Source organism: Sphingobium sp. RSMS (genome assembly GCF_005406185.4).
Taxonomy (GTDB): domain Bacteria; phylum Pseudomonadota; class Alphaproteobacteria; order Sphingomonadales; family Sphingomonadaceae; genus Sphingobium; species Sphingobium fuliginis.
Genome location: NZ_CM191258.1, coordinates 214220 through 232733, shown reverse-complemented (window position 1 = coordinate 232733; position 18514 = coordinate 214220). Strand labels below are relative to the sequence as shown.

The following is an 18514-nucleotide window of genomic DNA, read 5'->3' as shown; positions in this document are numbered from 1 at the left end:
TTTCAAGGGCCGCAAAGGCTAGGCGGTGAACGACCATGAACGAACGTAAGCCGCCGACAATCCGGGAAGTTGCAGCGCGGGCCGGCGTGTCCGTGATGACCGTGTCGCGCGTCGCGAACAAGCAGAGCTGGGTCAGCCCCCAGACCCGAGCCCGGGTGGAAAAGGCGATCGCGGAACTGAATTATGCGCCCAATGTCTCCGCCCGGGCGCTGGCCGGGGGCGACGACCGGCGAGTGGCGCTGCTTTACCGCAATACGACGACCTCCGCCTATCTGGGCGAACTGTTGCTGGGCGGGTTGGACGAGGCGGCGAAGCATCACCTCCACCTGGTGGTCGAACAGTGCGAGATGGGCGCCACGGCGCAGGACATCGTCGCCCAGGTCCTTCAGGCGCGCGTTTCCGGCGTCATCGTGCCGCCGCCCCTGTGCGACTGGGACGAACTGGCGCAGGCGCTCGGGCGGCAGGGCATTCCGTGGGTCGCGATCGCGCCGGACGAGAACCATGGCATGATGGTCGTCGCGATAGACGACCGCCAGGCCGCGAGCGAGATGACGCGGCATCTGATCGACCTCGGCCACCGCCGCATCGCCTTCATCCAGGGCAATTCCCAGCACCGTTCCAGCGCGCGACGGCTGGAGGGCTTTCGCGTCGCCATGACCGCGCAAGGCCTGCCGGTTGAGGAAGATTATATCGTCGAGGGCGATTTCAGCTACCGGTCCGGGCTGGAGGCGGCGGCGCATCTGCTGAGCCTGAAGACGCCGCCGACAGCGATCTTCGCCTGCAACGACGATATGGCCGCGGCGACCATCACCATCGCGCATCAGCGTCAGATCAGCGTGCCGGCCGATCTGACGGTCTGCGGTTTCGACGACACGCCGCTTGCCGCCGCGATCTGGCCCACGCTCACCACCATCCGCCAGCCGATTCGCGACATGAGCCGGGCCGCCATGACCCTGCTGGCGGATGCCATGAAGGGCGGGGAAGAAGTGGACGGGCGGGGGTTGGCGCGACTGGACTACAGCCTGGTCCGCCGGCAATCCGACGCGGTTCCGCGCCTGCACCACCGACGTGGGTAGCGGGCTCGGCCCGCCAACCATGTCCTGCCGCAAGGGCTGGAGCAGCTTTCCACCGCTATCATGGGAGCTGAAATTTCCTAGGCAAAGCGCGCCAGCAACTGGTTGAGCAGCGGACGCAAGCGGCGGATCTCATCGCGATGCGTGGCTGACAGCTTCGCCAGCAGGTCCAGCGCGTCCGGCGTCAATTGCAATTGCGAGCGCCGCCGGTCCGTGGCGCTGGCATGGCGCGTCACCAGCCCCAGCTTTTCCAGCCGGTCGACCAGCCCCGTCGCGCTGTGGGGCTTTAGCAACAGCCGCCGTGCGACATAGCCGACGGTCGCATCCTCGGCCGGCGCAGCGCGCAGGGCGAGCAAGGCCTGATGCTGCTGCGGGGTGAGTCCCACCCTGGCCGCCCGCTCGCTGCTGAACGCCTGGAACTGGCGCAGAGCGAAGCGGAATTCCGCCAGCGCCGCATAATCTTCATCCTGCAATATGGCGCCGTCTGCTTCCATCTGACCTTCATCTTCATGTATCGCGTCGCGATTTGATCGTGCAGCCTGACAGCATCAAAGAAGGATTTGCATGATTCGTGAACCCCCGCGTCGGTCCCGGCGCGATTTCTACCGGCGGCAGAGGAACATCGGCGCGTGCGGGCGATCTGCGGTTAGCCCGCCGGACTGACGGCGTCATTGAAATAAGGCATGGCCACATAAGTGATCAGGCCATTGGCAGATCCCACCCGCTCTTCCGAAAAGGCATTCATCGCCTTCGCGGTCAGCCAGGCATTGCGGAGGCTTTCCCCTCCCCGGTAAGGACGGCCAAGCAGACACTTCCAAATCGCGATCAGCCATGGTTCGCTCCGACTAAAGGCGTTCAGGCTGTGGAGTGAATGCCTTCAAGCCAAGATCCGGCACAAGATGGCCGGTAGAAGCGGCATGATCTGCTCTGTCTCAGCCAGTGGCAGACGCGCGTGCACCAACACTCCCCGAACAACTCCAAGACATGATCGCAGGAAATATGCGGCGGGGTCTTGGTATGTCCATCACTTTGTGGCAGATCATATAGGATAGGATCGACCGAGAGAGTCGCGATACAAATCTTTGCTGGTGAGGATGAGTTGAAAGGGACGTTCACGAGCTGGGCCCGCAAGGTCCGCAATATGGCTGCTCCGCCGGGCAGGAAGCGAAGCCATTCCCGTACTCCGCGCCCGGTGGGTGCGGCGCTGGCGGCCATGGCGGTCGCTTTCCTGTTGCCGATGCCGGCTGGAACGGCGCCCTTGCCGCCCGTGCGCATCCTGCTATTCGCGGGACCGAAGCAGCATGGCGCGCCCGGCCGCCACGAATATGAGAAGGACCTGCGCGAACTGGCCTGGCTGCTCGAACATTCCGGCGCGGCGCGAGAGGTGAAGACGCAGGTCATCGTCGGAGAAAAGCCGCGGGATCTGGCAATGCTGGAGGCGGCCGACGCCATCGTGATCGACGGCAATGGCGACTGGCTGAAGCGCGAAACCGGCGCGATCTTCCAGCAATATGCCGAAACGGACGGTCTGGGCTATAATGCCGAGACCAGTGCCGCGCTCAAGGGTTTCGACGCGCTTCTGAAGCGCAGGAAGACGGGGCTGGTCGTCTATCATTATACGATGTTCGTCGATAACCGGGCAGGCCGCCTCTATCTGAACGATTGGCTGGGCGGCGTCTGGATTCCCTATGTCTCGCACAATCCCGTCGACACATGGGCGATCAGGCCGATCCCCGGCAAGCATCCGATCCTGCGCGGGGTCAAGCCCTGGACGCCGCGGGAGGAAATGTACGCGCGCTATTTCCTGCCCGACAACCCCCGCCGCACCCCGTTGCTCACCGCCCGGCCGTCACAGGCGGCCAATGGCACCGGCGGTCCGGTCGCCTGGGCCTATGAGCGGCCCGACGGCGGACGTTCGGTCGTGTGGGGCGGCAACGACTTCCATGACAACATGCACCTCTATCCGCAGCAACGCCGGTTCCTGGTGAATGGAATACTGTGGGCCGCAGGGGTCGAGGTGCCGCGCGGCGGCGCGAACGACCAGATGCCGCCGGAATTCTAGAATGGAAGGTCCGACCGGCCGCCGCGCGGATCGGCGCTGCACCACGCACAGGATAGGGAGATACCGAGCCATGGGATTCGACCGGCGGCTGAAGGGCGCCGCCCTCGCCTTCGCGGCCATGCTGCTGCCGCAGCACGCGCTGGCCGAGGACGGCTTCTTCACGCGCGAACAGGTGATCCGCCATACGCCGGCCTGGACCGGCGAACGCTTTCCGGACGGACGGCCGAAGGTCCCCGACGACATTCTGGAGCGGATGCGGGAAGTCACTCTGGAGGAAGCCTGGGCGACGCTGCGCAGCGCCGGCTTCAACCATCAATATGAGGATGGCTGGCTGTCCATCTTCCCCGACAAGGTGTTGGTCGGTCGGGCGCTGACCTCCCAATGGCTGCCCGGCCGCCCGGACATCCAGACCGTACTGGAAAAGCAGGGCGCCGACGACGGACGCAAGGGCGCCATGAACGCCTGGCCGGTCGACATGCTGCAAAAGGGCGACGTCTATGTCAGCGACCATTTCGGGCTGAAGCAGGACGGCCCATCGATCGGCGACAATGTCGGCAACGCCATCTACGCCCGCAGCGGCAACGGCGTCGTCTATGACGGCGCGGTGCGCGACATCAACGGCCTCAGGGAACTGCCGAATTTCGTTTCCTTCGTCCGCTCCTACGATCCGTCGCATCATTTCGGCGCCATGGCGACGGGCGCGCGGCTCAATTCGACGATGGTGGGCATCAACGGTCCGATCCGCATCGGCAAGGCGACCGCCATGCCCGGCGATGTCGTGCTGGGCCGGGACGGCGGCGTGCTGTTCATCCCGCCGCAACTGGCCGAAAAGGTGGTGAAGCTGTCGGAGAATACGCGGCTGCGCGATATGTTCGGCCATATGCGCCTGCGCGAAGGCAGATATACCGCCGGCCAGATCGACACCCGCTGGACCGACGCGATCGAGGCGGACTTCTTCGCCTGGCTCCAGGCCAATCAGAACAAGCTGCCCGTGAAGCCCGACGCCGTAAGGCAGATCATCCGCGATCATGAAGCGGGCATCCCCTATGAGGGATGACCGGCCCGCAACCCACCCTTCCCCCCGAAAATGCTTGAGAAAGGCTCCCGCCGTCATGGACTTCCGCCTCCCCTTCGCCACCCTCCTCAGTCTCTGCCTGGCCGGGGCCGCCCAAGCCGCCACACCCGCCGAAGTGGTCGCCCGTCATGTCGAGAGCATGAAAGCCGGCAAGCTGCAGCCGATCATGGACGATTATTCCGCGGACACCGTCGTCGTGACTCCCCAGGGGCTGGTCGCGGATCAGGCGCCGGCCAAGGGGCCGGGCATCTATTCGGGTCAGGCGCAGGCGCGGCGCGTCTTCACGACGCTGACCGACAAGGATCATCATCCCGGCATCAAGGCGATGGAAACGACCATCGAACCGGCCGGCCCGGACAGCGTCATCCTGCATTGGGTCCAGTTCAAGGGGCAGCCCCAGCAGGTCTCGGGCAAGGACGCCTTCATCGTGCGCGACGACAAGATCGTGTTCCAGGCCATCTTCGTCGACTGACCGCAGCGCCGGCGGACAGTACCGGCCTCAGCGCGACCGGACCGCAAGGTCGACCGCGGTTCAGGCGGCGATCGGTGGGACATTTTCCTCGAATTCAGTCTGCTGAACCGAAGTCGCCGCCATAGCCCATTTGCGCGTAGACACGGACGGGTTGCGAATGCGGCAGGCTTTGACCTGCCTGTTCCAGCTATTCGCATGCAAATATCAACAGCCGTTCCCGATCAACTGCCCCTTCATCAGGCGAGCGGGCTCACGACGTCGAGCCACTCGGTGATGGCCAGTGGGACCTTGTCCGCGCCATCCCGCAGGTCATAAAGCGCTTCGCCGCCAAGCTGGACCCGGCACACGGTGAAGGCCCGCTTTTCGTCACGGCTGTTGTCCGTCAATATGGAGGCGTCGGCCACGCCCAGCGCGTGCGATATGGCCTTCTGCGTCCTGGGAAACCGCGAGACGAGTTTGCCGGTGTCGACGCCGTGGCCATGTTCAAGCACGCGCTGGCTGACGCGCAATATGGACAGATCGGCGTTCGAAAGACCGACGAAAAACAGCAGGACGAAATAACCCGCCGCCTGAAGATCGGTTATCGTGTCGAGTTTCGAGGCGACCGTGCCGTCAGGCCGCTCTTCCCAATGGCTGAAGACGGTTTCGGTTGCGAATGGCACCTTCTCGGCCATGGCATGCGCGGCGAACGCCTTCACGCCATTTTGCGCCACCTGCATCCAGCCGAGGTTTGTGTCGCGCAATTCCTGCGCCCAGTCCACAAGCGATCCGTCCCCCTAGGCTTCCGGCAGAATCGAAAGCATCATGCGATCCGCGTTCAGCAACGGCAGCTGGAGCTTTTGCGCAAGAATCTTGCGCCACATCGTCGATTTGCCCGACCCGTTATGACCGGCCAGAATGATCGCGAGCGGCTTGTCGGTCCTGACCTGTGCGGAAAGTATCTGGTCTACCGCGCCCTTGAGCGCCGTCACGCAAATTCTTGAAACTTGCCGTCGACAAGCTGGCCGCGACTCACCTGTCCGTTGAGCTTACGGATGACGATCTTGGGATTATCTTCATCAACCGAATAGAGCGGCACATTGTTGCGCTGAGGAATAGCCACCCCGCCCCGCACGATACGAGCCGCGGCACGCTCCAACGCCTGGGAGCTGCGCTTGACATTATCCTTGACGAGCGCGGCCGACGGCTTCTGGGCACTGACGGTCACATTACCCAGTTTGGTGGTGACCGTCCGCGTGCGCTTCGAGCCCGCAGGCCCGATGATAATCCCGGTCTTTCCGTCGCGCATGCTCGCCGAAGCCATTTTGCTCCGCTTTGCCATAAGCCCGATATAGCTCTTCCGCAGATCAAGTTCCAGCCGTCATGATCGCCAGGAAATCCATCGGATCGTCCTCACGCGAAAGCTCGCGCGCCGCCTCATGGAGGGTAACGTGCGTCGCGGGGTGTATCACCCAAGTCTCGAACATGGCCTGTCCCAGCTTGATCGCCATGTGCGCCCGGCCCCGACAGGAATGTTTCTTTCATGGCGGGGACTGAGGGATCACGAGGAGCGCAGGTCGCCCGCGGCCACGCAAGAGCCGCTTGTGGCCGCGGGCGGAAAGGATCAATATTTGAAGCCGACCTTGAAGAAGATGGTGCGCGGCGGGTTCTGAGCGCCTTGCAGCAGCAAGGTGCCCGCATAGGGCCCGGCCTTGATGGCCGTGCCGATCGGCGTGAGCGTAGAATAATAAAATTCATTGCCGATGTTGCGCGCCGTCAGCGTGAAATCCCACCGCTTGTCAGCAGTCTGGAAACCGATGAAGGCATTTACGAAATGCTTCGAACCGATCCGATATTGGGGATTGTTGAGCTGGTCGGAGAAATAGCCGGTCTGCCAGTTGACGCTGCCGCCGAACTTGATCGCGCCCAGCCCCTCAATCGGGATCGAACAGTCGGCGGACGCGAAATATTGCCATTTCGGCTGACCGGGAAATTGCTTGCCCGTATAGTTATAGGCGGGAACGGTGCCCAGCGCCGGCGCCGAATAATCGTCATATTCGGTTGTCAGATAGGTGACATTGAAAGCCAGCGACAGATTGTTGGTCGGCTCTGCCGAGGTTTCCAGTTCGAAGCCCTGCGTGTGCGCTGACGGCGCATTGCCGCGCGTGCTGACATAGGTGCCGGAGATCGGACTGAACGCCGACACCGCTGTCTGCAGATCCTTATAGTCGTTATAGAAACCTGTCGCGTTGACCCTCAGCCGGCGATCGAACCAGTCGGTCTTGAATCCGATCTCGAACGCATTGACCGTCTCAGGATCATAGGGCAGCGCGGTGGCAAGGTTAAGCGCGCGGTTGTTAAAGCCGCCCGCGCCGAAACCCTTGGCATAGTTGGCGAACAGGAAGATCGTCGGCGTTGCCTGGCAGGAAATGCCTGCCTTCGGCTTGAACGCATGCCAGGTCTTCTTGTTGAGCACGCCGCTATTGTCGAAATTTACCTGCGTCGCGGCGAAAGTGACGCCCAGCGCGGGGATCGCGCCGCCTGTCTTCACCTGCGGATAGAGCGTCGGATCGATCGGATGGCCGTCCAGGTCATAATTGACGCCCTGAAAATCGAATGCGCGCCGGATGCTGATATAGCGCCCGCCGGCGGTCAGCGTCAGCCGGTTGGTCAGGCGATAATTGGCCTGGAGATAGGCTGAATAATTATACGTTACGGTCTTGCCGATCTGAGGGCGATGACTTCATAGGCGGGCGCCCTGGGATTCATGCTCTCGACCTTGCGCAGCCCGCTCCGGGGGAGATCGATCGTGCGGGTGGCGATGCGGCCTTCGAGGCGACCGTTGATTTCACGAACTTCAACGATGTTCATTGACTTGACCTTTCATTCTGTCGCCCGAAACCCATTTTTCGGCGACAAAAATCTGAGATCCCTCTCTTCTCTGATCCCGGCGGCGCGGCTGGACGCGTCCGCCTCCGCATCGGCACGACCTCTCCAGACCAAGGTCCCCATTCGCGCGCGTGTATCGCCCACTGACAGCCGCGCGATGTCTTCCCCCCCCCCCCCCACACACGCCACCACGGCAGGGATGAACGCCCGCGAGGGCCGAGACCCGAGCAGCGGGACTCGGGGCGCCAGCCCGTCAGCCCGTTGCCCGCGCATGCGCGGGCAGTCACCCAGCCTCAAACCCCACACCGTTCCACCCTTGACGCCCTGCCCCATCTGACGACAGACAGATTCCATGGCTTCTTCCAAAACCCTCAACCAGGCCAATCTCGAGACGCTGGGCGCCAATCGGCTGGCGCAATTACTGCTGGAGCTCGTGGCGGTGGATGCCCAGACCAAGCGGCGCCTGCGCCTGGAGCTTGCCAGCGCAAACGGCAGCGGCGATGTCGCTGGAGAGGTCGCCAAGCGCCTCGCCACCATCGCCAAGGCAGAGGCCTTTGTCGACTGGAACAAGGTGAAGCCCCTCGCCCGGGATATCGAGGCGCAGCGGCGCGCGATCATGGAGCATATCGCGCCCACCGATCCGGCAACGGCGTTCGAGCTGCTCTGGAAGCTGATCGCGCTGGCCGTCCGGTGCTCAGCTGGTGCGACGACAGCCATGGTACGCTGGGCACCGTGTTTGCAACGGCGCTCTCTGTTCTTGGCGCGCTGGCCGCTGCGGCCCGCCTGCCCACTGACCAGCTTGTCGACCAGGTGTTCGACAGCGTCTGCGACAATGACCATGGCCAGTTCCACGGCCTCGTCACCCTGATGACGGAGCCGCTTGGCGAAGCAGGATTGAAATCCCTCAGGCGCAAATTCGAGGCCATGGCGCGCGAAGTACAGCAGTGGCCGCCCCAGGGCGAACGGCGCGTCATCGGCTTTGGCTCAGGCGGCGTTTTCTACGAGGATGAGATGGAAGCCCGGCGGCATGAGCGGCTTGTCCGCCAGGCGCTGGTCGACATTGCCGATGCGCTGGGCGATGTCGATGCCTTCATCGCGCAATGTCCGGCCGACCAGCGCCATAATCCCGCGATAGCCGCAGCCATTGCCGAGCGCCTGCTGGCTGCGGGCCGCGCGGCGGAGGCGATAGCCGCGCTCGACGCGGCCGAAGCAATACGGCGTAAAGGTGGTCATTGGCCAAACTGGGATCGGGTACGGATCGCGGCGCTCGATGCGCTGGGCCATGCAGAATGCGCTCAATGCGGATGACCGAAACCAAAACGCTGTAGAATTTAACATAGCTGCCGTGCGGCTTGGACCGGAGCCCGGCACGAATCTCAGGCCGGGCAACGCCGGACCGGGGGAAGTCGGCGATCTTCGCACAAGCCCCTTCGAGTTCATCAACGAAGGTGACGGCCCGAAGAACATTGTCGCGCGCGGTAAAGGTGGCGATCGCGACAAGATCAGCAGCAGCAGCCGGCGAAAATTCGAGACCCATCAACTATCGGTAGCGCCGGCGGCCATATTCGCGATCCGCTGCCGGGCGTTCGCGAAAGCCTCACTGGCGGGAATGCCCGGGCCGCTGGCAGCGCCCCGTTCGATCTCGGCACGGAGCGCGTCAAGCCGAGCCTGGCGGATGGCGTCCTGCTCTTCGAGCAGCCGGAGGCTGTCGCGAACGACCTCGCTGGCAGACGCGTAGCGGCCGCTGTTCACCTGCTGCTTGATGAAGCCCTCGAAATGCGGCCCCAGGGTGAAACTGGAAGGCATGGCCAAACTCCTCTGTCGATGATGAATATCACTTTATGATAGTAGCATGCAAGACACAGATTGACGAAGACTGCGGCGTTTGCGCCTGGTAACCGGGCAAAGAGTGATCGCCTCCGCTGACCACGCCGAAAAACGTCGAGGCAGACGGACTGCCTTCATCATGCACGCACGAGGCAGGTCGGCATGCCGCCATCCTTTCCAGCGGATCGCCCGCGAGATTTTTTGCCGGGGAACGCTGCCCATGGGGCAGAAAAATCGCCTGACGAGATATAGGTTAAATCGCCAACAGAGCACGGATTTTTGCCTGAACTTCCAGCAGCGCCGCTTGCGATACTGTTCCTTTTTTGGTCGCCTTCCGTGTCATCCAGTCAACACTTTTGAGCTGATCTGCCAATACAGCACTTGGCAGGTTCTGGCTGATTAACACCTCAAAGGGATAGCCTTTGATTTTGCTTGTCATAGGACAACAAATCATCATCCCGCGCATGCGATTATAGGCTGCCGGTGACAGGACAAGGGCAGGTCGATGACCAGCCTGTTCATGTCCAGCCTGGGGATCAAAGTTTAGCCAGACGATATCGCCCATGTCGGGGACATATTTGGCCATTACCAAAGCTCATTGCCGACAGGCGGACCGAAATCGACGTTTTCAGGAAAGTTTTCAGGCTTCATGCCCGCCAGCAACCCCTCAAGAGTGAAGGCAGGTGCGGTGATCGGCTCGATGATGACCCGGCCCTCTTCTTCCCTGACATCCACCTCCTGATCGATATGCAGCGCAGCCGCGGCCATAATCGAGGAAGGAATCCTGACCGAAGCACTATTACCCCACTTTTTCACTCGCACACGCATAACCATCTCCACCGTATCGATATTGATAATACATTATCATAACACGAACATGTATCAACATTGTATCTACTTTTGGTGCATGGGGTGTGCACAAGTTGGTGCCGATGTCGTCGGCAACCGATACGGATTTGCCGGATCTGACCAGTCGATATTTTCGATCACCCAGTTGGGCGCGAAATCCCAGTCAAAGCAGAGCGAATAAGTTCCGCTGACCTTCTGCCACGCCGTCTCGACCGCATTCGTCCAGCCCACGACGACGAGGCGACGGACCGATGGCGGCAACCGTGCACAGCTTCATGGCGACCAAGCGTCATGTGCGGCCGGACGAGGCGTCGCCGTGTCGGGAGAGCGGCCGAGAAAGGCAGCCAGACGCTTCACATGGCGCACATAATCCTTCTGGGTGTGGGGACCGAGACCCCGCATCATCATGTCGTGCTACATCCGTTGACGCAGTAGGCTGATCGGGGCGGTGTTGATCGAGACAGTCACGGCAAGTTCCTCTTCGCTGAAGAAACTTCCAACCTCAGTGGGCAACCTCGCCCGCTAAAGGCCCATATTTACCGCACTAACGCGCCCCAAGCGACCCTCCCGTAGAGCGGGTTAGTGCAAGGGTCGTCACCGGCGCTGCCCGTACTGCTGCTGACGTATGCCCTTGCTTCCGTCCTCATTATTCCTTATCTTGTGGACAGGAGACTGGTCTTATGTCGAAATCTATAACTTTGAATGTCCGCGTCAGCGGCTCTCTCAGCGATTTTGTGTCCGCTAACGTCGGGGAGGCGGGGGCCTATGAAAATGTGAGCGAGTATGTTCGAGACCTGATTCGGCGTGACAAGGAACGGGTCGAGAGCGAACGGTTGGCGCTCTTAAAGGCCGAGTTGACCGCCGCATTTGCCGTATCAGAGAGCGAATATCTGCCGCTTGATGCCGACGCAATTATTGCCCGTAACGCTCGCAACTAAGTCTCATGATCAGTTATCGCGTGCAGCACGCCGCCGGCCGCCGGATAGATGACATTTACAACTATACACGCGAGCAATGGGGACAGGATCAGGCCGACCGTTATATTCGCGGCCTTTTTGTTCGCTTTGAAGATATTGCCGAACGCCGCATTGCTTGGCGGGATATCCCCCGGGGACTCGGCGTCGAAGGCTTCTATTGCCGGTATGAGCATCATTATGTCTATTGGCGTATCTTGTCCGATGGTGCCGTTGGTATTGTCACCATTTTGCACGAGCGCATGCATCAGATCGAGCGTTTCCGAGAGGATGTGCCGAATTGATCCCTAGCCGTGTTGAGTTGGCTTTCAGAGATCTTCCGATGACAGCAGCCTAAACCGTCGGTCCGCTGCACCGCAGGGCAAGATGGCTGACCCGCGCGTCGATCTGCTTGAGGAAGTCGAGGAATTCGGTTGCCCGGTGGCGCTTGTAGCATTTGCCGATCACGAAGCCTGAGGCGATGTCGAGCGCGGCGAACAACGAGGTCGTGCCGTGCCGAACGTAGCTGTGGGTGCGGCGCTCAGGTACGCCGGGCATCATCGGCAGAACCGGCTGCTCGCGGTCGAGCGCCTGGATCTGGGACTTCTCGTCGACGCTGAGAACGAGTGCACGGTTGGGCGGCGACAGATACCCCAGGCGATTATCCACCCCTCCTCAAATCCCAGTATGCCGAGCGCGGTGAGCACGCCCACCCGCCCAAGCAAAATAACGGCATAGGATACCGGACTGGCGACGATGATATCCAGCAACTGTTGGCGACGATCAACGGAGACGACTTCACCCGCGACAAAGAAACCCATCTGTCCGATCGTCATCAGCAGCGATGCGCTGAGGGCGAAAGGGGCCAGATCAATGCGGCCAGAATGGATGAGGATCGCCATCGACGGCAGCGTCAGCAGTGGAATGACAAGGATCGGCAACAGATCCTCGACATTGTGGCGCGTCAACGCGTTGCATTCTGCTAGCGGCTAATAGCAATCTCAACCTCAATGTGCGGCTTCCCCCAAGGCCGCATAGTTACTTCTAGGCTTCGCTTTCCATCAAATTGCTATTTCTCAGCCAACTATTAGGCTTGTTGACCAATGTATGACCGGCAGGTTCGCTTCAGATCATATATGACATTGCCTTGGTCAGCAGGGTTGGGAATGTCGAGCGCCGCCCCATCAGGCCTTCCCCATCACGCCCGATCCGATGCACGTAGCCCGCCGGGGTCAGCGCTTCCTTGTCCTGGGGCATGGCCAGACCTTTCGCGTCGCAGCGAATACGGTCCTGGATGCCGAAGCGCTGCGTTCTTCCGGATTGTCGCGCAGATAATCCACCGTCACATTCCTCAGCTGGCTGATCGTCACATCGGCCGGAATGCAACTTTTCAGTTTATTGACCTCCCGCGTCGTATTGAATGCATCGACGGCGCCGGTGATATAGGCGATGCACTCATAGGTCTTCTCCAGATAATCATTGCTGCTGCGCGGAGTGGAGCAAAGCTCGTAAAGCTCTTCCCCGGTGTAGAAGCCGGCCAGCGCCGCTGGAGAGCAAGTCCCCGCCGCAACCGCCAGCAGCAGATAAGCCGGTTTGCCAGATTTCATCATCTACACTCTCAAAAGCACGATAAAGGATCGCAGAACTATACAGCCCTCCAGCGGCAAACTTCCGCTGCTGCTAACCGGTTTCCCGCGTCGCGACCGTCGATGCCGCAAAATCGCGGGCGTGATCGAGGAAGGCCCTGAACGCCGCGGACGGATTTCGCCGGCTTGGATAATAGAGGCATAGTGATGAAAGCGGTGGTGTCCAGTCTTCCAGAACGCGAACGAGACGTCCTGCGGCCACGTCTTCCTGAATATCGGATTCCATGAAGAAGCCTATGCCGAAACCGTCCAGGACGGCAATGCGCGCAAGACTGGCCTCATCCAGTGTGATCGGCCCGTCGACGTCGATTTGAGCCTGCCGGCCATGCTTTTCGAACTGCCAGCGGTAAAGGGCTCCATTCGGCAGCCTGACCCGAATGCATGGGTGGGTCAGAAGGTCCGGCGGCACCTGCGGCTTGTCACGCTGCCCGAAATAGGCGGGCGAAGCGACGACGGCGTAGCGACGACAGCGGCCAAGGGGGACTGCAATCATGTCGCTGGGAACCAGGTCGACGTGGCGGATGCCGATGTCGAAACCGTCAGCCACTATATCCACGAGCCGGCCTTCGGTGACCAGGTCGACATGAACCTGCGGATAGCGCCGCAGAAAGGGGAGGACGAGTTGCGCAAGGATTTCCCGCGCAGCGGTTGCGAACGCATTGATGCGCAATGTCCCCGAAGGCGTCTCCTGCTGCGACCGGGCAGCGTCCATCGCCTCGTGAATGTCCTGGAGCGCGGGACCGACCTTGCCGACGAAATGCCGACCGGCATCGGTCAAGGAAACGCTGCGGGTGGTGCGATTGAACAGGCGCACGCCAAGTTGGTGCTCCAGCTTGCCCACCGCATTGCTGAGCGCGGTGGTCGACATGCCAAGCTCGATCGCCGCAGCGCGGAAGGAGCCCTTGCGCATGATGGCGATGACGGAATCGAGTTCGATCAGGCTATGTCTTGCCATTGTCCTGCTTTTCGGGATGCCGCATCCCCCTTTATCCCGATTATCGCGCAGCATATCCACCCCTAAATTGATGCGACGATCGAGCCGGACAGGGATCGACGCACGCATCCCCGGCTGTCGGAAATGGAAGGAGAAGAGACGTGGCTATCGATCTGCCAAAGGCTATAGTTGACTATTTCGAAGCCGACCGCGCCGAGGACGCGGGCAGCGTATCACGCTGTTTCACCGAGACAGCGGTGGTGAGGGATGAAGGCAATATCTACCGGGGCCGAGCAAAAATCGGGCACTGGAAAGCGGAGTCCTCCAGAAAATATAATTATACGGCCGAACCCTTCTCCCTCGCGAAAGAGGGTGACCGCATTGTCGTGGCCTGCCATCTGGCAGGCGATTTCCCCGGCAGTCCGTTGGACCTGCGCTATTTCTTCATGCTGGAAGGCGGGAAGATCGCTGAGCTGGAGATCGTGCCATGAGGGCCGATCGTCATGTCCGGCCGCTGATCGGGTCGACGGCGGCGCATCGGAAGTTCGGCGCATGACGCCGTTCCTCACCCTCCGGGGCAAGCGGGCGCTGATCACATCGGGCACGCGGGGAACGGGGGGGGCTACGGTCAGCCTCTTCCAGACCCTTGGCGCGGATGTTCTGACCACTGCCCGGACGCGCCCGGCCGACATGCCGGATGCGCGCTTCGTCGCCGCCGATCTCAGCACGGCCGGGGGCTGCGCCGAACTGGCGGAAGCGGTGAAGGACCGGCTGGGCGGCGTGGACATCATCGTCCACATGCTGGGCGGCTCCTCCTCTCCGGCAGGAGGTTTTTCCGCGCTTAGCGACGACAATGGCGCAAGGAACTGGACCTCAACCTGCTGCCCGCCGTCCGGCTGGACCGGGAACTGGTGCCGGACATGGTGTCGCGGGGCCATGGCGTGGTCATCCATGTGACCTCCATCCAGCGGGAGCTGCCCCTGCCGGAAGCCACGACAGCTTACGCGGCGGCCAAGGCAGCCCTGTCCACCTACAGCAAGAGCCTCTCAAAGGAAGTTGCGCCCAGCGGGGTCCGGGTCGTGCGCGTCTCGCCCGGCTGGATCGAAACGGAAGCCTCCATCGAACTGGCCCGCCGATTGGCGGCGGAACATGGCGGCGACATCGAGCGGGGCAAGAAGATCATCATGGACTCCCTGGGCGGAATACCGATGGGCAGGCCGGCAAGGCCGGAAGAGGTCGCCAACCTCATCGCCTTCCTGGCGTCGGATCGCGCGGGGGCCATCACCGGGGCCGAATATGTCATCGACGGCGGGACGGTGCCGACCGTGTGACCCCTGTCCCGCCGCAGGACGGCCGGTCCCGCCCCGGGTTCACCTCAGCCATGGATCGGCGTCATGGCCCGCAAGCCGGGCGAGCTGGACGAATTCCTGCCGCCAATAGTCATTCTGGCTGCCCGCCAGGCGGGCGATGTCGGCATAGCCGAAGTCGCCCAGCCGCCTGTCCCCCCGCAGCTTCTGTCCGAAGGCCGCGACCGCCACGGCAAAGGCCATGTCGCGCCGCGGCATGCTCGCTTCGGCAAGGAGGGCGGAGGCAACCGGCTTTTCGATCAGGCGGCTGCGCGTCTCTTCAGGCAATTTGTAGCGCAGGCGGACCGTCGCGATCTCTCCGTCCCCCGCCGGAACGACCGGGGCGCGATTGGCGGCATATCTGCGCGGAGCCAGCCAACCCGCCTCGCCCGCCGGGACGATCTCATAGAGCGCCGTCACCTGATGCCCGGCGCCGATCTCGCCCGCATCGACGCGATCGTCGGCAAAATCCTGTTCGGCAAGGCCGCGATTCTCATAGCCGATCAGGCGATACTGGCTGACCAGCGCCGGGTTGAACTCCACCTGCACCTTCACATCCCTGGCAATGGTGAAGAGGGTGGAGGACAGTTCCTCGTCCAGCACCTTCCGCGCCTCCATGGCGCTGTCGATATAGGCATGGTTGCCATTGCCGAGGTCGGCCACCGCCTCCATCATCGCGTCGTTGTAATTGCCCTGGCCAAAGCCCAGGGTGGTGAGCGTGACGCCGTCCTCCCGGTTCCGCCTCACCATCTCCTCCAGGCTTTCCCGATCGGACAGGCCGACATTGAAGTCGCCATCCGTCGCCATGACGATGCGGTTGATGCCGCCGGGGATGAAATGGGCGCGGGCCGTGTCATAGGCGCGCTCCAGCGCCGGGCCGCCTGCGGTCGATCCGCTCGCGGCCAGCCCGTCCAGCGCCGCCTTGATCTCCGCCGGGTCATGGCTGCCCTCGACCAGCGTTTCGACGAAGCCGGCATAGGTGACGATGGATATGCTGTCGTCGGGCCGCAGGGCGTCGGCCAGCATGGAGAGCGCCTGCTTGACCAGAGGCAGCTTGTCGGCATCCTGCATCGATCCGGACACATCGACCATGAACACCAGATTGGCGGGCGGCCGTTGCGACCGGGCCACGTCATAGCCGCGCAGGCCGATGCGCAGCAGCCGCGTACCGGGGTTCCAGGGCGTCGTCGCAAGATCGGTGGTCACGCTGAAGGGCACGGACGGATCGTCGGGCAGCGGATAGTCGTAGCGGAAATAATTGATCATCTCCTCCGTGCGCACCGCCTCCGCAGGGACGGTCCGGCCACCCAGCAGCATGCGGCGGACATTGGCATAGGCGCCCGTGTCCACATCGACCGCGAAGGTCGAGACGGGCTCGGCCGCGACCTGATGGACCGGGCTGACCGGATGGCCGCCATAGCGCTCGCGATTTTCGCCCGGGGCGGCGTCATTCACCGCTTCATAGGAGACGGAGCCGCCGGGCGCCTGACCGCATCCGGAAAGGACAAGAACGGGAAGGAGAGCGAGGGTGGTGATTGCAAGATGTGCGCGCATGCACGTTTCTCCACTGCTTCGGTAGAGAGAAAATAGGGACGATGAAATGACGCTCGCAAGCGACGGGTGGAGAGCAATGGCGCGGCGTGCAGCACCGCCGGCGTCCAGCATCGGGCCTTTCCGGCGGAAATCCGTCATTTCCGCTGCGCCGTGCACATTTTCTGCACCGGAACTGCGCCAATTATTGATCGTCGGCACGCACCGGTCTGCGTCGGGAAGCTGCATTCTGCCCTGACATTCAGGGAGATAGATTGATGGGTTCCTCTGCCATGCCGCCGCCTTTGCCCCTGCTCGCGCGCTTTCGCTGGAAGCTGGCGGTCGCCTTGACGATCGTCGGGATCGGGGACTGGCTGTTCTACCAACGGCATCTCCATGGCGGCTATCTGGGGCTGTTCGCGCTGGCCGTGCTGAGCGCGCTGCTGGCCGGGCGGCCCGTGCTGCGCCGCGACCGGAGGGCCTTGCCGGCAATGGCGGCGGCGGCGCTGTTCGCGCTGGCCCTGCTCCATGATGCGAGCCTGCTGGCCTGGGCGCTGTTCTGGGTAGCGGCCGGCATGGCCGCGCTGATCCCGGCGACGGCGCGCTTCGATGACGGATGGCGCTGGTTCCAGCGGCTGATCTGGCTGGGGCTGCGGGCGCCATTCGGGCCGTTGATCGATCTGAAGCGCCTGTTGAAGCTGCGCGCGGCGGGGCGGACCGGGCGCTGGAGCCTGCACGCGGCGCTCGGCACATTGACTTTGCCGCTGATGGGCAGCGTTGTGATCCTGACGCTCTTTTCAGCCGCCAATCCGCTGATCGAGCAATTCTTCTCCTCGCTGCTGCTGCCGGAACCGTCGCCCGAACTGATCGTGCGGCTGGCCTTCTGGGGGCTGCTGTTCACGGCGATCTGGGGCCTGCTGCGGCCGCGCCTGGCGCTGCGTCTGCTGCCGACATTCGACGGCGGGCACGACCGGCATCTGCCCGGCGTGTCGGTCGCTTCGGTGACGCTGTCGCTGGTCGTCTTCAACCTGATCTTCGCGCTTCAGAACCTGATGGACATCGCCTGGCTCTGGGGCTGGGCGCCGATGCCCGGCGGCATGACCATGGCGGACTATGCCCATCGGGGCGCCTATCCGCTGATCGCGACCGCGCTGCTGGCCGCGCTGTTCGTGCTGGTGACGCTGCGGCCGGGATCGGAAACCGCGCGCATGGGGACGATCCGGCGACTGGTGATGCTGTGGATCGGGCAGAATGTCTTCCTGGTCGCCTCATCCATGTTGCGCACGGCGGATTATATCGAAGCCTATTCCCTTACCCGCCTGCGGATCGCCGCGCTGGTCTGGATGGCCCTGGTCGGCTTCGGGCTGGCCGCGATCTGCTGGAGGCTGCTGCGGGAGCGGAGCGCGTCCTGGCTGATCAACGTCAATCTGGCGGCGGCGGGGCTGCTACTGACCGTCATCTGCTTCGTCGATCTGGGAGCGGTGGCGGCCGAATGGAATGTGCGCCATGCGCGGGAGGCCGGCGGACGCGGCGTGGCGCTCGACCTCTGCTATCTGGGCGAGCTTGGGGATTCGGCCCTCCTGCCCCTGCTCTCGCTGGAACGGCGACCCGGTTTGCAACCGGAATTCCGGGAGCGGGTGCAGGCGGTGAGGCTGCGGCTTCACGCCAGGCTGGAGGCGGAACTGGATCAGCGCTGGACCTGGGCCGGGCAAGGACGGCTGGAGCAGGCGCGGGCGATTGTGGCGGATGCCGCACCCGCGCCCCTGAAATCGGGACCAAGGGACTGCGCCGGCAGGCTGGTCCCGCCGCCATCGCCCGTCAGCCATGTGGCCCCCGATGCGGTTCCTGCGTTGACAGCGGAGACGGGGAAATGATCCTA

The 18514-nt window shown here is 62.7% G+C and carries 24 protein-coding genes and 3 pseudogenes; 12 read left to right on the top strand and 15 right to left on the bottom strand.

Annotated features, from left to right (window positions below; genetic code table 11):
* The first annotated feature begins 35 nt into the window (after positions 1 to 35).
* Positions 36 to 1076: a LacI family DNA-binding transcriptional regulator gene (locus EGM87_RS19295; RefSeq protein WP_044660854.1), complete on the top strand. Its 1041-nt coding sequence runs from the start codon at positions 36 to 38 to the stop codon at positions 1074 to 1076.
* Positions 1077 to 1153: 77 nt separating this feature from the next.
* Here EGM87_RS19295 and EGM87_RS19290 read toward each other — a convergent pair whose 3' ends face one another.
* Entirely contained in the window at positions 1154 to 1567 is a 414-nt protein-coding gene (locus EGM87_RS19290; protein ID WP_025546902.1) for a MarR family winged helix-turn-helix transcriptional regulator, read from the bottom strand.
* Between the two features lie 605 nt (positions 1568 to 2172).
* On the opposite strand from EGM87_RS19290, the gene EGM87_RS19285 reads away from it, so the two are divergent.
* The 3 genes from EGM87_RS19285 (at position 2173) to EGM87_RS19275 (ending at position 4682) form a co-directional block, all read left to right on the top strand.
* Complete coding sequence (locus tag EGM87_RS19285) at positions 2173 to 3135, top strand: ThuA domain-containing protein (protein ID WP_239659655.1); 963 nt, start codon at positions 2173 to 2175, stop codon at positions 3133 to 3135.
* A gap of 70 nt (positions 3136 to 3205) precedes the next feature.
* Positions 3206 to 4192: an RraA family protein gene (locus EGM87_RS19280; protein WP_025546899.1), complete on the top strand. Its 987-nt coding sequence runs from the start codon at positions 3206 to 3208 to the stop codon at positions 4190 to 4192.
* A 55-nt stretch (positions 4193 to 4247) separates the two neighbouring features.
* The gene (locus EGM87_RS19275; RefSeq protein WP_044662922.1) at positions 4248 to 4682 is read left to right on the top strand and encodes a nuclear transport factor 2-like protein; all 435 of its coding nucleotides are present in this window, start codon (positions 4248 to 4250) and stop codon (positions 4680 to 4682) included.
* A 236-nt stretch (positions 4683 to 4918) separates the two neighbouring features.
* On the opposite strand, the gene EGM87_RS19270 is transcribed toward EGM87_RS19275, so the two are convergent.
* The 6 genes from EGM87_RS19270 to EGM87_RS19245 all read right to left on the bottom strand — a co-directional run bounded on the left by EGM87_RS19270 (position 4919) and on the right by EGM87_RS19245 (position 7532).
* Complete coding sequence (locus EGM87_RS19270; protein WP_216365655.1) at positions 4919 to 5425, bottom strand: hypothetical protein; 507 nt, start codon at positions 5423 to 5425, stop codon at positions 4919 to 4921.
* 33 nt (positions 5426 to 5458) lie between these two features.
* A complete protein-coding gene (locus EGM87_RS19265; RefSeq protein ID WP_204369847.1) occupies positions 5459 to 5653 on the bottom strand; it encodes a zeta toxin family protein in 195 nt (64 codons plus the stop codon).
* Complete coding sequence (locus tag EGM87_RS19260; RefSeq protein WP_253719204.1) at positions 5650 to 5985, bottom strand: hypothetical protein; 336 nt, start codon at positions 5983 to 5985, stop codon at positions 5650 to 5652. The genes EGM87_RS19265 and EGM87_RS19260 overlap by 4 nt, the downstream gene beginning before the upstream one ends.
* A gap of 43 nt (positions 5986 to 6028) precedes the next feature.
* On the bottom strand, positions 6029 to 6172 hold the full coding sequence (locus EGM87_RS19255; RefSeq protein WP_157009786.1) for a hypothetical protein: 144 nt from the start codon (positions 6170 to 6172) through the stop codon (positions 6029 to 6031).
* Positions 6173 to 6285: 113 nt separating this feature from the next.
* Positions 6286 to 7323 (bottom strand): TonB-dependent receptor, encoded by a 1038-nt coding sequence (locus tag EGM87_RS19250; protein WP_253719221.1) that lies wholly within the window; start codon positions 7321 to 7323, stop codon positions 6286 to 6288.
* 50 nt (positions 7324 to 7373) lie between these two features.
* Complete coding sequence (locus EGM87_RS19245) at positions 7374 to 7532, bottom strand: hypothetical protein (protein WP_371873087.1); 159 nt, start codon at positions 7530 to 7532, stop codon at positions 7374 to 7376.
* 370 nt (positions 7533 to 7902) lie between these two features.
* Between EGM87_RS19245 and EGM87_RS19240 the strand changes: the two are divergent.
* Positions 7903 to 8858 (top strand): annotated as a pseudogene (locus EGM87_RS19240) (DUF6880 family protein).
* Between the two features lie 31 nt (positions 8859 to 8889).
* Here EGM87_RS19240 and EGM87_RS19235 read toward each other — a convergent pair.
* The 4 genes and pseudogenes from EGM87_RS19235 to EGM87_RS19220 all read right to left on the bottom strand — a co-directional run.
* A pseudogene (locus tag EGM87_RS19235) lies at positions 8890 to 9087 on the bottom strand (type II toxin-antitoxin system RelE/ParE family toxin); the annotation flags it as partial.
* Positions 9087 to 9356 (bottom strand): type II toxin-antitoxin system ParD family antitoxin, encoded by a 270-nt coding sequence (locus EGM87_RS19230; RefSeq protein WP_044660855.1) that lies wholly within the window; start codon positions 9354 to 9356, stop codon positions 9087 to 9089. The gene EGM87_RS19230 and the pseudogene EGM87_RS19235, both read right to left, overlap by 1 nt.
* A gap of 274 nt (positions 9357 to 9630) precedes the next feature.
* Complete coding sequence (mazF, locus tag EGM87_RS19225; protein ID WP_137709072.1) at positions 9631 to 9963, bottom strand: endoribonuclease MazF; 333 nt, start codon at positions 9961 to 9963, stop codon at positions 9631 to 9633.
* A complete protein-coding gene (locus tag EGM87_RS19220; protein WP_082166021.1) occupies positions 9963 to 10205 on the bottom strand; it encodes an AbrB/MazE/SpoVT family DNA-binding domain-containing protein in 243 nt (80 codons plus the stop codon). Before EGM87_RS19220 ends, mazF begins: the two co-directional genes overlap by 1 nt.
* A 701-nt stretch (positions 10206 to 10906) precedes the next feature.
* Between EGM87_RS19220 and EGM87_RS19215 the strand changes: the two genes are divergently transcribed.
* On the top strand, positions 10907 to 11164 hold the full coding sequence (locus tag EGM87_RS19215; RefSeq protein WP_048575602.1) for a ribbon-helix-helix domain-containing protein: 258 nt from the start codon (positions 10907 to 10909) through the stop codon (positions 11162 to 11164).
* A 5-nt stretch (positions 11165 to 11169) separates the two neighbouring features.
* The gene (locus EGM87_RS19210) at positions 11170 to 11484 is read left to right on the top strand and encodes a type II toxin-antitoxin system RelE/ParE family toxin (RefSeq protein WP_048575603.1); all 315 of its coding nucleotides are present in this window, start codon (positions 11170 to 11172) and stop codon (positions 11482 to 11484) included.
* Between the two features lie 94 nt (positions 11485 to 11578).
* On the opposite strand, the pseudogene EGM87_RS19205 reads toward EGM87_RS19210, so the two are convergent.
* Positions 11579 to 11830, bottom strand: a pseudogene (locus tag EGM87_RS19205) (IS630 family transposase); the annotation flags it as partial.
* Between the two features lie 122 nt (positions 11831 to 11952).
* Between EGM87_RS19205 and EGM87_RS19200 the strand changes: the two are divergent.
* A complete protein-coding gene (locus EGM87_RS19200) occupies positions 11953 to 12165 on the top strand; it encodes a hypothetical protein (RefSeq protein WP_099186724.1) in 213 nt (70 codons plus the stop codon).
* Positions 12166 to 12411: 246 nt separating this feature from the next.
* On the opposite strand, the gene EGM87_RS19195 is transcribed toward EGM87_RS19200, so the two are convergent.
* Entirely contained in the window at positions 12412 to 12789 is a 378-nt protein-coding gene (locus EGM87_RS19195) for a Rap1a/Tai family immunity protein (protein WP_226870093.1), read from the bottom strand.
* A 70-nt stretch (positions 12790 to 12859) separates the two neighbouring features.
* Complete coding sequence (locus EGM87_RS19190; RefSeq protein ID WP_137709073.1) at positions 12860 to 13780, bottom strand: LysR family transcriptional regulator; 921 nt, start codon at positions 13778 to 13780, stop codon at positions 12860 to 12862.
* 140 nt (positions 13781 to 13920) lie between these two features.
* Between EGM87_RS19190 and EGM87_RS19185 the strand changes: the two genes are divergently transcribed.
* The 3 genes from EGM87_RS19185 (at position 13921) to EGM87_RS19175 (ending at position 15090) form a co-directional block, all read left to right on the top strand.
* Positions 13921 to 14250, top strand: coding sequence for a nuclear transport factor 2 family protein (locus EGM87_RS19185; protein ID WP_048575606.1), 330 nt, complete (start codon positions 13921 to 13923; stop codon positions 14248 to 14250).
* A gap of 61 nt (positions 14251 to 14311) precedes the next feature.
* Positions 14312 to 14716 (top strand): SDR family NAD(P)-dependent oxidoreductase, encoded by a 405-nt coding sequence (locus EGM87_RS19180; RefSeq protein ID WP_253719203.1) that lies wholly within the window; start codon positions 14312 to 14314, stop codon positions 14714 to 14716.
* Complete coding sequence (locus EGM87_RS19175; protein ID WP_316252064.1) at positions 14626 to 15090, top strand: oxidoreductase; 465 nt, start codon at positions 14626 to 14628, stop codon at positions 15088 to 15090. The genes EGM87_RS19180 and EGM87_RS19175 overlap by 91 nt, the downstream gene beginning before the upstream one ends.
* A 39-nt stretch (positions 15091 to 15129) precedes the next feature.
* On the opposite strand, the gene EGM87_RS19170 is transcribed toward EGM87_RS19175, so the two are convergent.
* Positions 15130 to 16659, bottom strand: a complete 1530-nt coding sequence (locus EGM87_RS19170) for a vWA domain-containing protein (RefSeq protein WP_253719201.1) — start codon at positions 16657 to 16659, stop codon at positions 15130 to 15132.
* Positions 16660 to 16913: 254 nt separating this feature from the next.
* Between EGM87_RS19170 and EGM87_RS19165 the strand changes: the two genes are divergently transcribed.
* The gene (locus tag EGM87_RS19165) at positions 16914 to 18509 is read left to right on the top strand and encodes a DUF4153 domain-containing protein (protein WP_137709074.1); all 1596 of its coding nucleotides are present in this window, start codon (positions 16914 to 16916) and stop codon (positions 18507 to 18509) included.
* Positions 18510 to 18514: the final 5 nt, after the last annotated feature.

Bases quoted from the DNA above. Each gene is read 5' to 3' on its own strand.
- EGM87_RS19295 (WP_044660854.1), top strand. From the start codon at position 36: ATGAACGAACGTAAGCCGCCGACAATCCGGGAAGTTGCAGCGCGGGCC.
- EGM87_RS19290 (WP_025546902.1), bottom strand. From the start codon at position 1,567: ATGGAAGCAGACGGCGCCATATTGCAGGATGAAGATTATGCGGCGCTG.
- EGM87_RS19280 (WP_025546899.1), top strand. From the start codon at position 3,206: ATGGGATTCGACCGGCGGCTGAAGGGCGCCGCCCTCGCCTTCGCGGCC.
- EGM87_RS19275 (WP_044662922.1), top strand. From the start codon at position 4,248: ATGGACTTCCGCCTCCCCTTCGCCACCCTCCTCAGTCTCTGCCTGGCC.
- EGM87_RS19260 (WP_253719204.1), bottom strand. From the start codon at position 5,985: ATGGCTTCGGCGAGCATGCGCGACGGAAAGACCGGGATTATCATCGGG.
- EGM87_RS19255 (WP_157009786.1), bottom strand. From the start codon at position 6,172: ATGGCGATCAAGCTGGGACAGGCCATGTTCGAGACTTGGGTGATACAC.
- EGM87_RS19245 (WP_371873087.1), bottom strand. From the start codon at position 7,532: ATGAACATCGTTGAAGTTCGTGAAATCAACGGTCGCCTCGAAGGCCGC.
- EGM87_RS19230 (WP_044660855.1), bottom strand. From the start codon at position 9,356: ATGCCTTCCAGTTTCACCCTGGGGCCGCATTTCGAGGGCTTCATCAAG.
- mazF (WP_137709072.1), bottom strand. From the start codon at position 9,963: ATGGCCAAATATGTCCCCGACATGGGCGATATCGTCTGGCTAAACTTT.
- EGM87_RS19220 (WP_082166021.1), bottom strand. From the start codon at position 10,205: ATGCGTGTGCGAGTGAAAAAGTGGGGTAATAGTGCTTCGGTCAGGATT.
- EGM87_RS19215 (WP_048575602.1), top strand. From the start codon at position 10,907: ATGTCGAAATCTATAACTTTGAATGTCCGCGTCAGCGGCTCTCTCAGC.
- EGM87_RS19210 (WP_048575603.1), top strand. From the start codon at position 11,170: ATGATCAGTTATCGCGTGCAGCACGCCGCCGGCCGCCGGATAGATGAC.
- EGM87_RS19195 (WP_226870093.1), bottom strand. From the start codon at position 12,789: ATGATGAAATCTGGCAAACCGGCTTATCTGCTGCTGGCGGTTGCGGCG.
- EGM87_RS19190 (WP_137709073.1), bottom strand. From the start codon at position 13,780: ATGGCAAGACATAGCCTGATCGAACTCGATTCCGTCATCGCCATCATG.
- EGM87_RS19180 (WP_253719203.1), top strand. From the start codon at position 14,312: ATGACGCCGTTCCTCACCCTCCGGGGCAAGCGGGCGCTGATCACATCG.
- EGM87_RS19170 (WP_253719201.1), bottom strand. From the start codon at position 16,659: ATGCGCGCACATCTTGCAATCACCACCCTCGCTCTCCTTCCCGTTCTT.
- EGM87_RS19165 (WP_137709074.1), top strand. From the start codon at position 16,914: ATGGGTTCCTCTGCCATGCCGCCGCCTTTGCCCCTGCTCGCGCGCTTT.